The organism is Actinopolyspora mortivallis (assembly GCF_003001495.1).
GTDB classification, from domain to species: domain Bacteria; phylum Actinomycetota; class Actinomycetes; order Mycobacteriales; family Pseudonocardiaceae; genus Actinopolyspora; species Actinopolyspora mortivallis_A.
The window spans coordinates 19,582-33,127 of record NZ_PVSR01000029.1; the positions used below are offsets into that span (position 1 = coordinate 19,582).

At 70.6% G+C, this 13,546-nt stretch carries 11 protein-coding genes and 1 riboswitch; of the genes, 9 read left to right on the forward strand and 2 right to left on the reverse strand.

The annotated features are described in order from the left end of the window. Positions 1–19 precede the first annotated feature (19 nt). Complete coding sequence (locus CEP50_RS14715; RefSeq protein WP_106114530.1) at positions 20–655, reverse strand: LysE family translocator; 636 nt, start codon at positions 653–655, stop codon at positions 20–22. 317 nt (positions 656–972) lie between these two features. Between CEP50_RS14715 and CEP50_RS14720 the strand changes: the two genes are divergently transcribed. Then, complete coding sequence (locus tag CEP50_RS14720) at positions 973–1,803, forward strand: serine protease (RefSeq protein ID WP_106114531.1); 831 nt, start codon at positions 973–975, stop codon at positions 1,801–1,803. A gap of 98 nt (positions 1,804–1,901) precedes the next feature. Here CEP50_RS14720 and CEP50_RS14725 read toward each other — a convergent pair whose 3' ends face one another. After that, a complete protein-coding gene (locus CEP50_RS14725; protein ID WP_106114554.1) occupies positions 1,902–2,873 on the reverse strand; it encodes an adenosine deaminase in 972 nt (323 codons plus the stop codon). 191 nt (positions 2,874–3,064) lie between these two features. Between CEP50_RS14725 and CEP50_RS14730 the strand changes: the two genes are divergently transcribed. From CEP50_RS14730 to CEP50_RS14765, 8 genes are all read left to right on the forward strand, one after another. Beyond that, positions 3,065–3,544, forward strand: coding sequence for a GNAT family N-acetyltransferase (locus CEP50_RS14730; RefSeq protein WP_106114532.1), 480 nt, complete (start codon positions 3,065–3,067; stop codon positions 3,542–3,544). Between the two features lie 28 nt (positions 3,545–3,572). After that, positions 3,573–3,757: riboswitch (cobalamin riboswitch) on the forward strand. A gap of 37 nt (positions 3,758–3,794) precedes the next feature. Beyond that, on the forward strand, positions 3,795–5,963 hold the full coding sequence (locus CEP50_RS14735; protein ID WP_106114533.1) for a putative cobaltochelatase: 2,169 nt from the start codon (positions 3,795–3,797) through the stop codon (positions 5,961–5,963). Between the two features lie 246 nt (positions 5,964–6,209). After that, positions 6,210–6,824, forward strand: coding sequence for a cob(I)yrinic acid a,c-diamide adenosyltransferase (cobO, locus tag CEP50_RS14740; RefSeq protein ID WP_106114534.1), 615 nt, complete (start codon positions 6,210–6,212; stop codon positions 6,822–6,824). Next, the gene (locus CEP50_RS14745) at positions 6,818–8,224 is read left to right on the forward strand and encodes a cobyrinate a,c-diamide synthase (protein ID WP_106114535.1); all 1,407 of its coding nucleotides are present in this window, start codon (positions 6,818–6,820) and stop codon (positions 8,222–8,224) included. The genes cobO and CEP50_RS14745 overlap by 7 nt, the downstream gene beginning before the upstream one ends. Before the next feature lie 280 nt (positions 8,225–8,504). Further along, a complete protein-coding gene (locus CEP50_RS14750) occupies positions 8,505–10,103 on the forward strand; it encodes a cobalt-precorrin-4/precorrin-4 C(11)-methyltransferase (protein ID WP_106114536.1) in 1,599 nt (532 codons plus the stop codon). Between the two features lie 188 nt (positions 10,104–10,291). Next, positions 10,292–11,500, forward strand: coding sequence for a precorrin-6y C5,15-methyltransferase (decarboxylating) subunit CbiE (cbiE, locus tag CEP50_RS14755; RefSeq protein WP_106114537.1), 1,209 nt, complete (start codon positions 10,292–10,294; stop codon positions 11,498–11,500). 85 nt (positions 11,501–11,585) lie between these two features. Beyond that, positions 11,586–12,011, forward strand: coding sequence for a cobalamin biosynthesis protein (locus CEP50_RS14760; RefSeq protein WP_219905492.1), 426 nt, complete (start codon positions 11,586–11,588; stop codon positions 12,009–12,011). A 191-nt stretch (positions 12,012–12,202) separates the two neighbouring features. Continuing rightward, positions 12,203–13,303 carry a pyridoxal-phosphate-dependent aminotransferase family protein gene (locus CEP50_RS14765; protein ID WP_106114538.1) on the forward strand — a complete coding sequence of 367 codons (1,101 nt, stop codon included), beginning with the start codon at positions 12,203–12,205 and terminating at the stop codon, positions 13,301–13,303. Positions 13,304–13,546 lie beyond the last annotated feature (243 nt).

Below are 13,546 nucleotides of genomic sequence, written 5' to 3' on the forward strand. Positions count from 1 at the left end.
GCCGTGGAACGGGTGGCGGTCAGCTCGCCACCAGCCCCACCGAGATACCGATGAAGGCGAGAGCGCTCACCAGGTCCAGGGAGTTGCGGAATCCCGGGTTGCGCAGTTTGTCCGCGATCCGCGAGGAGGTGAACACGATCGCGAACTCCCAGACCGCGGCCAGCAGGAGGAAGACCCCGCCGAGCATCGCCAGCTGGATCGCCGGGCTCGCCGCCGAGCCGACGAACTGGGGCAGGAAGGCCAGACTGAACAGCAGCATCTTCGGATTGGTGATGTTGCTCAGCAGCCCACGCAGGAAGGGGTTGGCATCGGGACGGGCCGTTTCCTCGGGGACCGGTGCGTTCGCGGCCTCCCGTCGGGTCAGCCACAGGCCGCGCAGGATGCTGACGGCCAGGTACACCAGGTAGGCGGCACCGAGCCATTTCATCACCGAGAGGACTTCCGGGCTGCTGGTGACCAGTGCTCCCAGCCCCGAGACCACCACGGCCACCTGGATCAGGCTGGCCGTGTGTATGCCCGCCAGCGCGTACACGCCGGGGCGGGTGCCGAAGCGGACCGAGGTGCGCAGCAGCAGGAAAGTGTCCACGCCGGGCGTGAGTATGACCACCGCACTGGCGAGCACGAAGGCCGGCAGCGTGCCGAGATCCAACAGCATGGCGTTCCCTTCCGCTGGTGACGTGGTGTGATCCGGGTCCTCCGGCACGGCACGAACGAAGTCACTCGATCGTGCGGAATTACTCGCTCGATCGAGTGATCTCGGGTGCCACCGGGATGGGAGCTTCCTGGAGCCGACAACAAGCCGTTGAGGACGAACGGCGCAAATATGGTCTATATCCAGGAAACTTTCCTGTATATACCCATACTAACGCAAAAAATTATTCGAAAGCTGTGAGCTGTCCCTCCTGTGAGCAGTCCTACATCGGGGCTACAGTCCCGCCGGGTTCGGAACAGGCCGGAGCGGGGTGACGGTTGATGCGCTTCAGAAGGCGACGCCGGGGGACGACGCACACGGCGGGGGCGTTTCTGCGAGTGCTGGTGGTCGCTCTGGTGACGCTGCTGGGCACCTCCACCGCCGCGGCGTCCGCGCCGGGTGCTCGGGCGCCGGTGCGGGCCCGGATCGTCGGTGGGGAACAAGTGGTGCGTGGCCAGGTGCCGTGGGTGGTCGCTCTCACCGACGTGGCGGGAAGACAGTTCTGCGGAGGTGCTCTCGTGGCCGTGGACCGGGTCGTCACCGCCGCGCACTGCACGATGGACCCGGCCAGTGGTCGGGCCCGTCCGCCACGGGACCTCCGCGCGGTGGTCGGGAGGAAGGACCTGCGGAGCCCACAGGGCCGAACGGTGCGGGTCGCACACGTGCGGCGCCCCGCGGACTACGAGCACTTCACGCGCGGATCCGATGTGGCCGTGGTCACGCTGGCCGAGCCCGTGGACCTGCCCACCGTGGACATGGTCCGGCAGGGTGAGACGGCGCCTTACCGGCCCGGTGTGACGGGAACCGTCTACGGCTGGGGCCGCACCGGCGAATCGGCCCCGGCCGCCGCCGTGCTGCGTTCGGTACGTCTTCCCGTGATGGCGGACTCCGCGTGTGAGCGCGCCTACACCACCTTCGATGAGACCGAGATGTTCTGCGCGGGCTACCCGGAGGGGGGAAGGGACGCCTGCACCGGCGACTCCGGAGGGCCCTTCGTGGTCCGAGGGCGTCTGGTCGGAGTGGTCTCCTACGGCAGCGGCTGCGCACGGGCCGGTTTTCCCGGTGTCTACACCAGGCTGGCCCACTACGCCGACGAGATGAGCGAGCGCTGAAACCGGTACTGGTTTCCCCGGGGAGGAGGACGGCCAGGGCCGCCGGTCGTCGCCCGCCCCGGGTCGGCGACGACCGGCGGAGCCGTTTCCGGTCCCGGTCAGTGCGTGGCCGTCTGCTCCCGGAGCCGCTCGCGCTCGGACTCGGGCAGGAAGGACGCCTCGACGGAGTTGACGGCGAACTCCCGCAGTGCGGTGGTGTCGAAGCCCAGCTCACGTTCGATCTCGGCGAAGTTGTCCCCGACGTAGCCGCCGAAGTAGCTCGGGTCGTCCGAGTTGATGGTGATCGGGATCCCGGCGTCCGCCAGCCGGGGCAGGCAGTGTTCGGACAGACTGTCCACACAGCGCAGACGCACGTTCGACAGGGGGCACACGGTCAGCGGAACACGGTCGCGGGCGAGCCGCCTGACCAGCTCGGTGTCCTCCACCGCCCGGATTCCGTGGTCCACCCGGTCCACCCCGAGCACGTCGAGCGCCTGCCACACGTACTCGGCGGGACCCTCCTCCCCGGCGTGGGCGACCAGCCGCAGTCCCTCCTGGCGGGCGCGGGAGAACACCCTCGCGAAGTCGGCGGGCGGATGTCCCAACTCGGCGGAGTCCAGTCCCACACCGATGACGCGGTGTTTGTGGGCGAGCAGCTCGTCGAGCGTGCGCTCCGCCTCCTCCGGTCCGCGGTCCCGGAGGAAGCAGGCGATCAGCGCGGTGCTGACCCCGAAACGTCGCCTGCTGTCGGCCAGGGCGGCCTCCACACCGTCGAGCACGGTTTCCAGGGCCACACCGCGTGAGGTGTGCGCCTGGGGGTCGAAGAAGATCTCCGCGTGCCGCACTCCCTGACGGGCGGCCCTGGTGAGGTACTCCTCGGTCAACGCCGTGAAGTCCTCCGGGGTTCGCAGCACGTTCATGCCCGTGTAGTACAGGTCCAGGAACGACTGCAGGTCGGTGAACTGGTAGCGTCCTCGCAGGTCGTCGACGTCGGCGTAGGGCAGGGTCAACCCGTTGCGCCGGGCCCGGTCGAAGATCAGCTCCGGTTCGAGCGCTCCCTCGATGTGGATGTGCAGCTCGGCCTTGGGCATCGCCGGTACCGTCGTCGGTGTCTCGGGACTCACCGGGTCTCCTTCCTGTGACGGGCGGGCCGAGCGCACAACGATACCGTCACCCGCCGGTGCGGCGGCCCCGAGTGCGGGCGGAGGGAGCCCGGAGGGCGGAACCGACCCCGTGACCGGTGCGGACCGTGCGGGCCGCGCGGTGTGATAGGCAGGGAAGGGTGAGTCTGCAGCCCCTTGCCACCGCCGTACACCGGGCCTACACCGCCGACCTGGCCGCCGAGGACCTCTACCGCATGCTGCGGTTGCGGGTGGACGTGTTCGTGGTGGAACAGCGGTGTCCCTACCCGGAACTGGACGGACGGGACCTGGAGGACTCCACCAGGCACTTCTGGATCGACTCCGGCGGAGCGCGGGTGCTCGGTTACCTGCGGCTGCTGGAGGAGCCCGACGGCAGCTACCGGATCGGACGGGTGTGCACCGCCCGCGACGGACGTGGTGTGGGGTTGGGCAGGAAACTGATGCACGCGGCGGTGGCCGAGGTGCGCAAGTCGTGTGCGGTGCTGTCCGCCCAGAGCTACGCCGTCGGGTTCTACCGTTCCTTCGGTTTCGTCGAGTACGGCGAGCCCTACGAGGAGGACGGCATCACGCACGTGGACATGCGCAGAAGTCCCGGGAACGTGACCGGGCTAACGAGATAGCACACAACGCTTGGTCGCCGGGTCGGCTTCTGCGACCATGCACGTTGGTCCAAGCGAGCAACGGTGAGGAAGCCGGTGGGAATCCGGCACGGCCGGCGCCACTGTGACCGGGGAGCGGCCCTCCCGTACGAGTTGCCACCGAAGTTCTTCAGGGAAGGCCGGAGGGGCGTGCCGATCCGGGAGTCAGGACACTGCCGTTGTCTCGTTCCGCAACCAGGGGCGTCCGAGACCCTAGGAAGGAATACCGGCGATGACCGCTGTCACGTCGACGTCGTCGACAGTGCGTTACCCCTTCTCCGCCGTGGTCGGCCACGAGGATCTGAGACTGGGACTGCTGCTCAACGCGGTCAACCCCCGTATCGGTGGGGTGTTGGTGCGCGGAGAGAAGGGAACGGCCAAGTCCACCATCGTGCGTGCGCTCGCCGCGCTGCTGCCCGCCGTCGATGTGGTGGAGAACTGCCGGTTCGGTTGTGATCCGAGTGCCCCCGACCCGCGTTGTCCCGACGGGCCGCACGACGGGACGGCCCCCGCGACGAGACGGCCCGCTCGACTCGTCGAACTGCCGGTCGGAGCCTCCGAGGACCGTCTGGTCGGTTCGCTGGACGTCGAACGTGCGCTGACCGAGGGGGTGAGCGCCTACCAACCGGGGCTGCTCGCCGCCGCGCACCGTGGAGTGCTCTACGTCGACGAGGTGAACCTGCTGCACGACCACTTGGTCGACCTGTTGCTCGACGCGGCCGCCATGGGACGGGCCCACGTGGAACGCGAGGGCGTGTCGCTGTCCCACGCCGCCTCGTTCCTGCTGGTCGGCACCATGAACCCGGAGGAGGGGGAACTGCGGCCCCAGCTGTTGGACCGGTTCGGCCTGACCGTGCAGGTGGCCGCCTCCCGGGAGGTGGACACCCGGACCGAGGTGGTACGGCGTCGACTGCGGTTCGACTCCGATCCCGTCGGTTTCGCCGCCGAGTGGGCCGAGCAGGACGCCGAGCTGGCCCACCGGATCGCCGAGGCCCGCGCCCGTGTGGAGTCGGTCGAGCTCCCCTCCTCCGAGGTGAAGCGCATCGCCTCGGTGTGTGCGTCCTTCGAGGTGGACGGGATGCGGGCGGACCTGGTGCTGGCCCGCACCGCCGTGGCGCACGCCGCCTGGCGCGGTGCCGACGCCGTCGCCGCGACCGACGTGGAGGCCGCGGCCCGGCTGGCCCTGCCGCACCGGCGCAGGCGCGACCCCTTCGACGAGCCGGGTATGGACGAACAACAGCTCCAGCAGGCACTGGCCGACGCGGCGGAGGAGGTCGAGGCGGAGGAACCCTCCGAACACGGAACGAACCAGGACGGTGCGACCGAGGGAGGATCCTCCGCGGCCTCCGAGGAACGGACGGACACCGGCGACGGGGACTCCGAGGGCCCCGAGGATGAGGGACCCGGTGGGGGCGTCGGCGGGAGTCCCGACGGGAACGGTCCGGACCAGGGACCCGGTGGCGGAGCGGCCGGGGAACCGCCCTCCGGCCCGCAGAACGGAGGGGCCGAGGACGACTCCGCCAAAGCTCCCCGGGAGCGCACCTCCACGGCCGAGGAGCCGGATTACCGGGCGCGAATGCTGGAGATACCCGGACTGGGGGAGGGTGCCCCGGGGAGGCGCTCGCGCTCCCGGACCCGTTCGGGACAGGTGGTGCGTGCCTCCGCTGTGGACGGACACGGTATTCACCTGCAGGCGACCCTGGCCGCCGCCGCTCCGCACCAGTGCGCCCGGGGGCGTACCGGCTCGGGACTGCGGCTGCGCCCCGAGGACCTGCGCCACAGCGTCCGGGAGGGGCGTGAGGGCAACCTCGTGCTCTTCGCGGTGGACGCCTCGGGCTCGATGGCCGCGCGGGAGCGCATGTCCGCGGTGAGCGGTGCGGTGCTCGCGCTGCTCAGGGACGCCTACCAGCGCAGGGACAAGGTGGGGGTGGTGACCTTTCGGGGGAACTCCGGCGAGGTCGCCCTGCCCCCGACCTCCTCGGTGGACACCGCAGCAGCGCGGATGCGCCGCCTGCCCACCGGTGGCAAGACCCCGCTGGCCGACGGGCTGTTGACCGCCCGCCGGGTGATCCGCACCGAGCGGATGCGTGACCCGCAGCGTCGCCCGTTGCTGGTGGTGCTCACCGACGGCAAGGCCACGGTCGGCGTCGATGCGGGAGGAGAACAGCGGGGACGGAGTCGCAAGGCCGTCGACGACGCGATGCGTTCGGCCGCGTTGCTGGCCGATCTCGGGGTGGCCTCGGTGGTGGTCGACTGCGAGAACGGCGCCGTCCGGCTGGGCATGGCCGAGCGCATAGCCAGGGTGCTGGGTGCTCCCAGTCTGCGACTGTCCGAGCTCTCCGCCGACAACGTGGCCGGAGTGGTGCGGGCGGCGCGGACACCGGGCCCGGTGGGGGTGTGATCCTCCGTCGGTGCGTCGGAGTCGCCGGCCCCGTGTTGTTCACTGGTAGAGTGCGCGACGTCCATCTTTCCCCAGCGATGGACCCCCGCGCCCTCGCGCTCCCGGCGACCCCAGGCCGGTCGAGTGCGAGGGCGTTTTTCCGAGCCCCGTGTCCTCGGGAGTCCCGCCGGTCACGGGGACGAAGTTTTCCCACGGGCGTTCCTCCGCGAGGGGGACGCCGTCGTCGAGTTCCCGGGAGAGTCAGCGATGCCGCAAGGACAGCCGAACAGTGTGCCCGAGGACGGGCTGACCACCAGACAGCGCCGTCACCGTCCCCTGCTCGCCGTGCACACGGGAGAGATGAAGGGAAAGTCCACCTCGGCCTTCGGGATGGCCCTGCGCGGATGGAACCAGGGTTGGTCCATCGGCGTTTTCCAGTTCGTCAAGTCCGCGAAGTGGCGCGTGGGCGAGGAGTCTGCGTTCCGTGCCCTGGGGCGGCTGCACGAACAAACCGGTGAGGGGGGACCGGTCGAGTGGCACAAGATGGGGGAGGGCTGGTCCTGGGCGCGGAAGAAGACCGGAGAGCAGGACCATGCCGCCTCCGCGTTGGAGGGCTGGCGTGAGATCGCGCGTCGGATCGAGAACCAGCAGCACGACCTGTACGTGCTCGACGAGTTCAGCTACCCGCTGCACTGGGGCTGGGTGGACGTCGAGGAGGTCGTGCGGACCCTCCGGGACAGGCCTGGGTTCCAGCACGTGGTGATAACCGGGCGTTACGCCCCCCAACGGTTGATCGAAACGGCCGATCTCGTGATGGAGACGAACAAGGTCAAGCACCCGATGGATTCGGGCCAAAAAGGACAGAAAGGCATCGAGTGGTGACCCTCTCGGGTTTCCCGGCGGATGCGGAGGGGGACTCTCCCCGGCTGGTCGTGGCCGCTCCGGGCTCCGGACACGGCAAGACCACCGTGGCCACCGGCCTGTTGGCCGCCCTGCGCCGCCGGGGGACGCGCGTGGCCGGTTTCAAGGTCGGTCCCGACTACATCGACCCCGGCTATCACGCCCTGGCCTCCGGCGGTCCGGGGCGCAACCTCGACCCCGTGCTGGTCGGCGCGGACTCCGTGGCACCGCTTTTCCGTCACGGTGCGCGTTGCGCGGAACTGTCCGTGATCGAGGGAGTCATGGGACTTTTCGACGGACGGCTCGGAACGGCCGAGGAGGTCCCCTCCTTCGGTTCGACGGCACACGTGGCCTCCCTGCTGGAGGCCCCGGTGGTGCTCGTCGTCGACGCCAAGGGACAGAGTCACAGCACGGCAGCTCTGCTGCACGGTTTCCGTTCCTTCCAACCCGACCTGCGGCTGGCCGGAGTGATCTTCAACCGTGTGGGCTCCCCGCGTCACGAACAGGTGCTGCGGGAGGCGGCGGCCACGGTCGGGATCCGGGTGCTGGGTGTGCTGGGCCGCGCCGAACCCCTACGGGTCCCCTCGCGTCACCTGGGGCTGGTCACCGCCGCCGAACACGGTTCGGAGGCGGAACGGGCCGTGCAGGCCATGGGGGAGGTGGTGGCCGAGGGAGTGGACCTGGAGGCGGTGGCCGCGCTGGCCCGACAGGCTCCGCCGCTGTCCGCGCGGCCGTGGTCGGCGCAGCGGGCGCTGGAGCACGGAGTTCCTCCGCCACGGACTCCCCGGATCGCCGTGGCCGGGGGAGCCGCGTTCACCTTCGGCTACACCGAGCACGCCGAGTTGCTGCGTGCCGCCGGGGCCGAGGTGGTCTCCTTCGATCCCCTGCGTGACGAGCGACTTCCCCCCGGCACCGACGGGGTGGTACTGCCCGGTGGGTTTCCCGAGCAGCACGTGGCGGAGCTGTCCGCCAACGTGGGGCTGCGTCGGCAGTTGGCCGGGCTGGCCCAGGACGGTGCGCCCGTCCACGCCGAGTGCGCCGGCCTGCTGTACCTGACGTCGAGTCTGGACGGTTATCCGCTCTGCGGGGTGCTCGACGTGACCGCGGAGATGTCCCCACGACTCACCCTGGGCTACCGCGCCGCCGTGGCGGCCACCGACTCCGTGTTGTTCCGGGAGGGACAGCGGGTGAGCGGCCACGAGTTCCACCGGACGGTGCTGCGGGAGGCCGGGAACCCGGATCCGGCCTGGTACTGGCGGACGACGGAGACGGTGGCCGAGGGGTTCGTGCACGGCGGTGTGCACGCCTCCTACCTGCACACCCATCCCGTGGGGCAGCCCGAGTCGGTGTCCCGGTTCGTGCGGGCCTGCGCGGAGCGTTGAGCGACGCGCCGGTGCGGGACGGCGCGGAGTCGCGAGCGGCTCGCCGAAGGTCCTCCCGAGCCTCTCCCCTTCCGGAATCCCCTTACTCCCACGGAGTACCCGCCGCTTCCGCGGGACCGCGTACCGTGGCGGTACGGTCGAAGGGCGTCCCTTCCGGACGCGTCATGTCCGTGTGACGCGCCGGGCGTCACGTGTCCCCCGAAGAGCTCCACGGGAGAACCTGTGGCGCCGGTCCCAGTGGTATCAGTTGCACCGCGAGGCGGGAGAGGAGAACTAGCGCATGACTCGGGGAACACGCACCGGGACGGTCTCGTTCGTCGGGGCCGGACCCGGGGCGGCCGATCTGATGACGCTGCGTGGCGCGCGCCGGATAGCCGAGGCGGACGTCGTGCTCTGGAGCCCGAGCCTGGTGGCTGCGGAGTGCGTGCGTGAGCACGCACGTGGGGACGCGGAGCTGGTCGACACCACGACTGCGGGGGCCGAGGAGGTACTGGAGGTCTACCGCAGGGCCGAGCGGGAGCGTCTGCGGGTGGTGCGGCTCTACGCGGAGGACCCGGCGTTGTGGAGCGGGGTCCAGCAGCAGTACGACGCGTGCTCACGCATGGAGCTGGAGGTGGAACTGGTTCCCGGTGTGGCGGGTTACTCGGCGGCGGCCGCCGTGGTGGGCAGGGAGATCACCGGTTCCTCCGAGGACCGTTCGGTGCTGCTGGCCAGACCGGACGGAGGGGGGCAGTCCCTGCCCGCTCCGGAGCGGATCCGGGAGTTCGCCGAACGCGGCGGGACGATGGCTCTGTCCGTGTCCGCGGCCCGGACCGGCCAGCTCGTGGAACGGCTCCTCTCCGGGGGCTACGGCGCGGACGTTCCGGTGGTGGTCGCCTACAAGGTCACCTGCCCGGACGAACTGGTTCTGCGTACCAACGTCGGCGAGGTCGAAGGCGTGGTGAAGCGACACCGCTTGTGGCGCCACGCGCTCTTCCTGGTCGGACCCGCGCTGCGGCGGACTCCGGTCCGGGCACGTGCCTACGGTTCCGGGCAGTGGGAGACGACGAGGAGCAGCGGGCGGAGCCGGGGGAGCCGGCGCGGCACGGACGGGGATTCGCCGCGGGACCGGAGCTACTCCGCCTCGGGTTCCTGGGAGGGACCCACGGGGGAGGACTCCCGGGACGGTCCGTTGTCCCGCGGGGGCGGACGGGGACAGCGCGGTGCCACGGGTGCCGAGGCCGACGTGGCCTGGTGGGCGGTGCGCGACTGGCAGCGAAACGCCCGTCACACGGCGCGTCCGGAGATCCGTGGTGCGGCGGGGCGTTCCTCCGTCAGCGGTGAGGGGCAGGCCCCCGATCTGTTCACGACCTCCCAGGACCCCGAGGTCGCCGGGGTGCTCGGACACTCCCTTCCCGAGGCGGAGCAGAGCTCCCCGGTGGACTCGTCACGGAGTTCGGAGGCCCCGCCCGAGGACACCGTTTCCCACGGAACGGTGAATCAGGTGGACGGAGTCTCCGGAGCGGGTGAGAATGACCATGGTGATTCCGGTGGGGCCGACCGGGAGACCGAACAGGTGAACGAGGTGGAGAAGGCCACACACTCCGCGACGACGGACGGTGCTCCCTCAGGGGCGGAACCCGCCGATACGGCGGAGTCCGAGGTGGACGAAACCGTGCGCTCGGAGGAGAAGGAAAGCGCCTCACGGCCCAAACAGACCGCGAAAACGGGAGCCAAGGGCGCCACCGCGAAGAGTTCCGGCAAGGGCTCGGGCACGAAAACGGGTGGCAGAGGCAAGGGACAGCGCAAGACCACGGGTTCGGACGCTTCCGCCACGAGCAGCGGGGGAGCGCGCAAGAGCGGCACTTCACGGAGGACCGCGTCGGGCACTTCGGAGTAGGGGCCCCGGTGGAACGGTTCGTTGTGTCCACCGGAGTGCCCGAGCCCACGGCTCGGAGCGCTCCGCCCGGTGACACGGGTGTCCCGACGAACCGTTCCGGACGAACGTCCGGGAACGAGCGGTCCGCCGGATGAGGGGAAGTCCGGTGATCCTGTGGTGAGGGCGAGTACGCGGACGGAGAGCGCGACGTGACGGTCACGGTGATCGGGGTTGACGGCGGGTCGTTGCCGGAGGGGGCGACCGAGGTGTTGAACGCGGCCGAACTGGTCGTGGGAACACGCGAACAGCTGCGTTCCCACGCTCCGGAAGGCGCGCGAACCGTCGAGCTGGGTTCGCTCGGCCCGGCCATGAGCGCGCTGTCCGCCCTCACCGGTGACGAGGTCGGAGTGGTCTTCGCCTCGGGGGATCCGGGGTTCTTCGGGGCGGTTCGCGCCCTGCGTTCCAAGGGGCTGCGGTGCTCGGTGCTGCCGGCTGTCTCCAGCGTGCAACGCCTCATGGCGCGGGTGGGGCGGTCCTGGGACGACGTCACCGTGGTCAGTACGCGCGCCGGGGGACTGCGCCGTGCGCTCAACGTGTGCCGGGCCCATCAGGCGGTGGTGGTGCTGACCTCCTCGGGGGCGGGCCCCGCGCAGTTGGCGGCCGGTCTGTCCGGCTGGCGGCGCACCATGGTCGTCGGGGAGGATCTCGGCGGGGCGCACGAACGGGTCACCACCGTGGATCCCACCGAGGCGGCCGGGCGAACCTGGCTGGAACCCAACGTCGTCTTCTGCGTGCGGGACCCCGACGCCGTGCCGGTTCGGGGGTGGCACGGCGGGGGAGAACCCGTTCCCCCCAGCGGTTGGGGGGTCGCGGAGGAGGAGTTCTCCCACCGACAGGGTGAGGTCAGTGGTTCCGAGCTGCGGGCACTGGCCCTGTCCCGGCTGGCCCCGCGCCCGGGAAGTCTGGTCTGGGACGTCGGTGCGGGATGCGGGGCCGTGGCTGTGGAGTGCGCCCGCATGGGTGCGGCCGCCGTGGCCGTGGAGGAGGACGAGGCACAGGCGGTGCGGCTGGTTTCCAACGCCACCTCGCACGGCGTCGACGTGCGCGTGGTGGAGGGGCGGGCTCCGGAGGTGCTGCGTGAACTGCCCAAACCGGACTCCGTCTTCGTCGGCGTCGCCGATCCCGAGGTCCTCGCAGGCTGTGCCCACGTGGGGGCCGAGCGGGTGGTGCTCGTGTTGGAGGAGTTCGACCGCGTGAAGCCGAGCAGGGACATACTGCGCAACGCGGGTTACGTCGTGGACGGGATCCAGTTCTGCGCGCACCGGATCGCCGAGACCGAACAGGGACGGTCCCGTCTCTCCGGGGCGGAACCGGTCCTGCTGCTGTTCGGTCGGCGCTTCGGGGAGGAGGGGACGTGACCGGGCCCCTCCGAGGCGCGAGGGGTCCCGGCAACGCTCGTTTTTCCTCCGGCCGCAGCGCTCGGGTTCCGGGGAGTGGCGTGCTGTGAGGAACGATCCGCCGCTGGTGCTCGGGATCGGTGCTTCCTCCGGTGTCTCAGCGTCCGCCGTGCTGAGCGCGTTGCTGGGCGCCGAGACGTTGCTGGGGCGTGGGGAGGGTTTCCGGGCCGTGGCCACGCTCGACCGGCGGGCCGAGGAGCCGGGGCTGGTGGCCGCGCTGCGACAGTACGGGGCACGTGGTCGGCGAGGAGAGCCGCCGTTGTGCTCCCTGACCGCCGCGGAGCTGGCCGGGGTGGCGGTTCCGAATCCGGGTTCCGCCGCGGGGGACTCGGTCGGCACGCCCAGTGTGGCGGAGGCGGCGGCCCTCGTCGTCGCCCGTGGTCTCGGCGCGGGAGAGGGGCGGCTGGTGCTGGCCAAGAGGGTTTTCTCCGGGGTGACCGTGGCGGCGGCGGAGGCGGGTGCCTCCTCCTGACGGCGTCCTCCCCTCGGGATGCCGCCCGCACGGCCGGCTCACCCGCCGTTTTTCTGTGACATTCTCAACACGTCTCGCACGAAGCCTCGTGAAATCCCGATTTCGCCTTACGGAATACGCCGTGCCCAGCGGCGATCCGCGTCAAGTGGGTGTGGCCGCTGCGCTGGGAAGCTGTGCCTAGGGTTGGAGTCATGGCACTGGTTGAACGCTCCCTGCTGGGACCCGGACCGTCGAACACGTATCCGGAGGCCACCGCGGGACTGGCCGCCCCGCTGCTCGGCCATCTGGACCCGGAGTTCCTGGCGTTGCTCGACGAGACCGGAAGTCGCCTGCGGACCGTGTGGGGCACGCAGAACCTGCGGACACTCCCGTTGTCCGGTACCGGCTCCATCGGCATGGAGGCGGCCTTCGTCAACTTCGTACGTCCCGGCGACGTCGTCGTCGTAGCGGTGAACGGGCTGTTCGGCGAGCGCATGTGCGACGTCGCCTCCCGCTACGGCGCCGAAGTCGTACGGGTCGACCACTCCTGGGGTGACCCCGTGGACATCCAACGGGTGCTCGACGCTCATCCCGAACCATCCCTGGTCGCGGCCGTGCACGCCGAGACCTCCACCGGCGCGCGCAGCGACATAGCCGGCCTCGGCGCGGCCCTGCGCGCACGGGACGAACGCACCCTGCTGCTCGTCGACTGCGTCACGTCGATCGGCGGGGAACACATCGACCTCGACGCCTGGAACGTGGACATCGCCTACGCGGGAACCCAGAAGTGTCTGGGTGTCCCTCCGGGGCTGGCCCCGTTCACCGTCTCCGAGCGCGCCTGGCAGCGCAGGGTGGACAAGCCCACCACCTGGTATCTGGACCTGGGGCTCATCGGGAACTACGTGACCGGGGGTTCCTCGGGTGGGCGCGCCTACCACCACACCGCTCCCACGGCGATGGTCGCCTCCCTGCACGCCGCGCTCGGCAGGGTGCTGGACGAGGGCATGGAGTCGGTCGTCGAGCGCCACCGTGCTGCGGGAGAGGCGTTGCAGTCCGGACTCCAGGAGATGGGACTGAGCCTGTTCGCCGCCGAGGGACACCGGCTGCACCAGCTCACCAGCGTGTGGGTCCCGGACGGCGTGGAGTCCGCCGACGTGCGTAAGCGACTGCTGAACGAGTACGGAATCGAGATCGGCTCCGGGGCCGGTCAGTTCGCCAACAGCGTGTGGAGGATCGGTCTGATGGGGCACAACGCCCGTCTCGACCGGGTGGAGATGCTGCTGGGCGCGTTGCGTTCGGTCCTGCGTCGCTGACGAATTCCTGTCCCGGCGGTCGCGCGTCCTCCCGGCACCCGGTGCGGATGCGCGGCCACGGGGTGCAGTTCGGCAGGTCTCCCGCGGTCCGTCTCCCGTCCGGCGGGGTGCGGAACCGCCCTCGCGGCGGGGAGGTTTCCGCCCCGGTGTTCTCCCCGGGAGTATCGGGGATCACTTCGGGCTTCTCGGAGGTCCCACCGCGGCGGTCTTCATGGCAGGATGGGGGCTCGCCGCGTTCGGGTG

Bases quoted from the DNA above. Each gene is read 5' to 3' on its own strand.
- CEP50_RS14715 (WP_106114530.1), bottom strand. From the start codon at position 655: ATGCTGTTGGATCTCGGCACGCTGCCGGCCTTCGTGCTCGCCAGTGCG.
- CEP50_RS14720 (WP_106114531.1), top strand. From the start codon at position 973: ATGCGCTTCAGAAGGCGACGCCGGGGGACGACGCACACGGCGGGGGCG.
- CEP50_RS14725 (WP_106114554.1), bottom strand. From the start codon at position 2,873: ATGCCCAAGGCCGAGCTGCACATCCACATCGAGGGAGCGCTCGAACCG.
- CEP50_RS14735 (WP_106114533.1), top strand. From the start codon at position 3,795: ATGACCGCTGTCACGTCGACGTCGTCGACAGTGCGTTACCCCTTCTCC.
- cobO (WP_106114534.1), top strand. From the start codon at position 6,210: ATGCCGCAAGGACAGCCGAACAGTGTGCCCGAGGACGGGCTGACCACC.
- CEP50_RS14750 (WP_106114536.1), top strand. From the start codon at position 8,505: ATGACTCGGGGAACACGCACCGGGACGGTCTCGTTCGTCGGGGCCGGA.
- CEP50_RS14765 (WP_106114538.1), top strand. From the start codon at position 12,203: ATGGCACTGGTTGAACGCTCCCTGCTGGGACCCGGACCGTCGAACACG.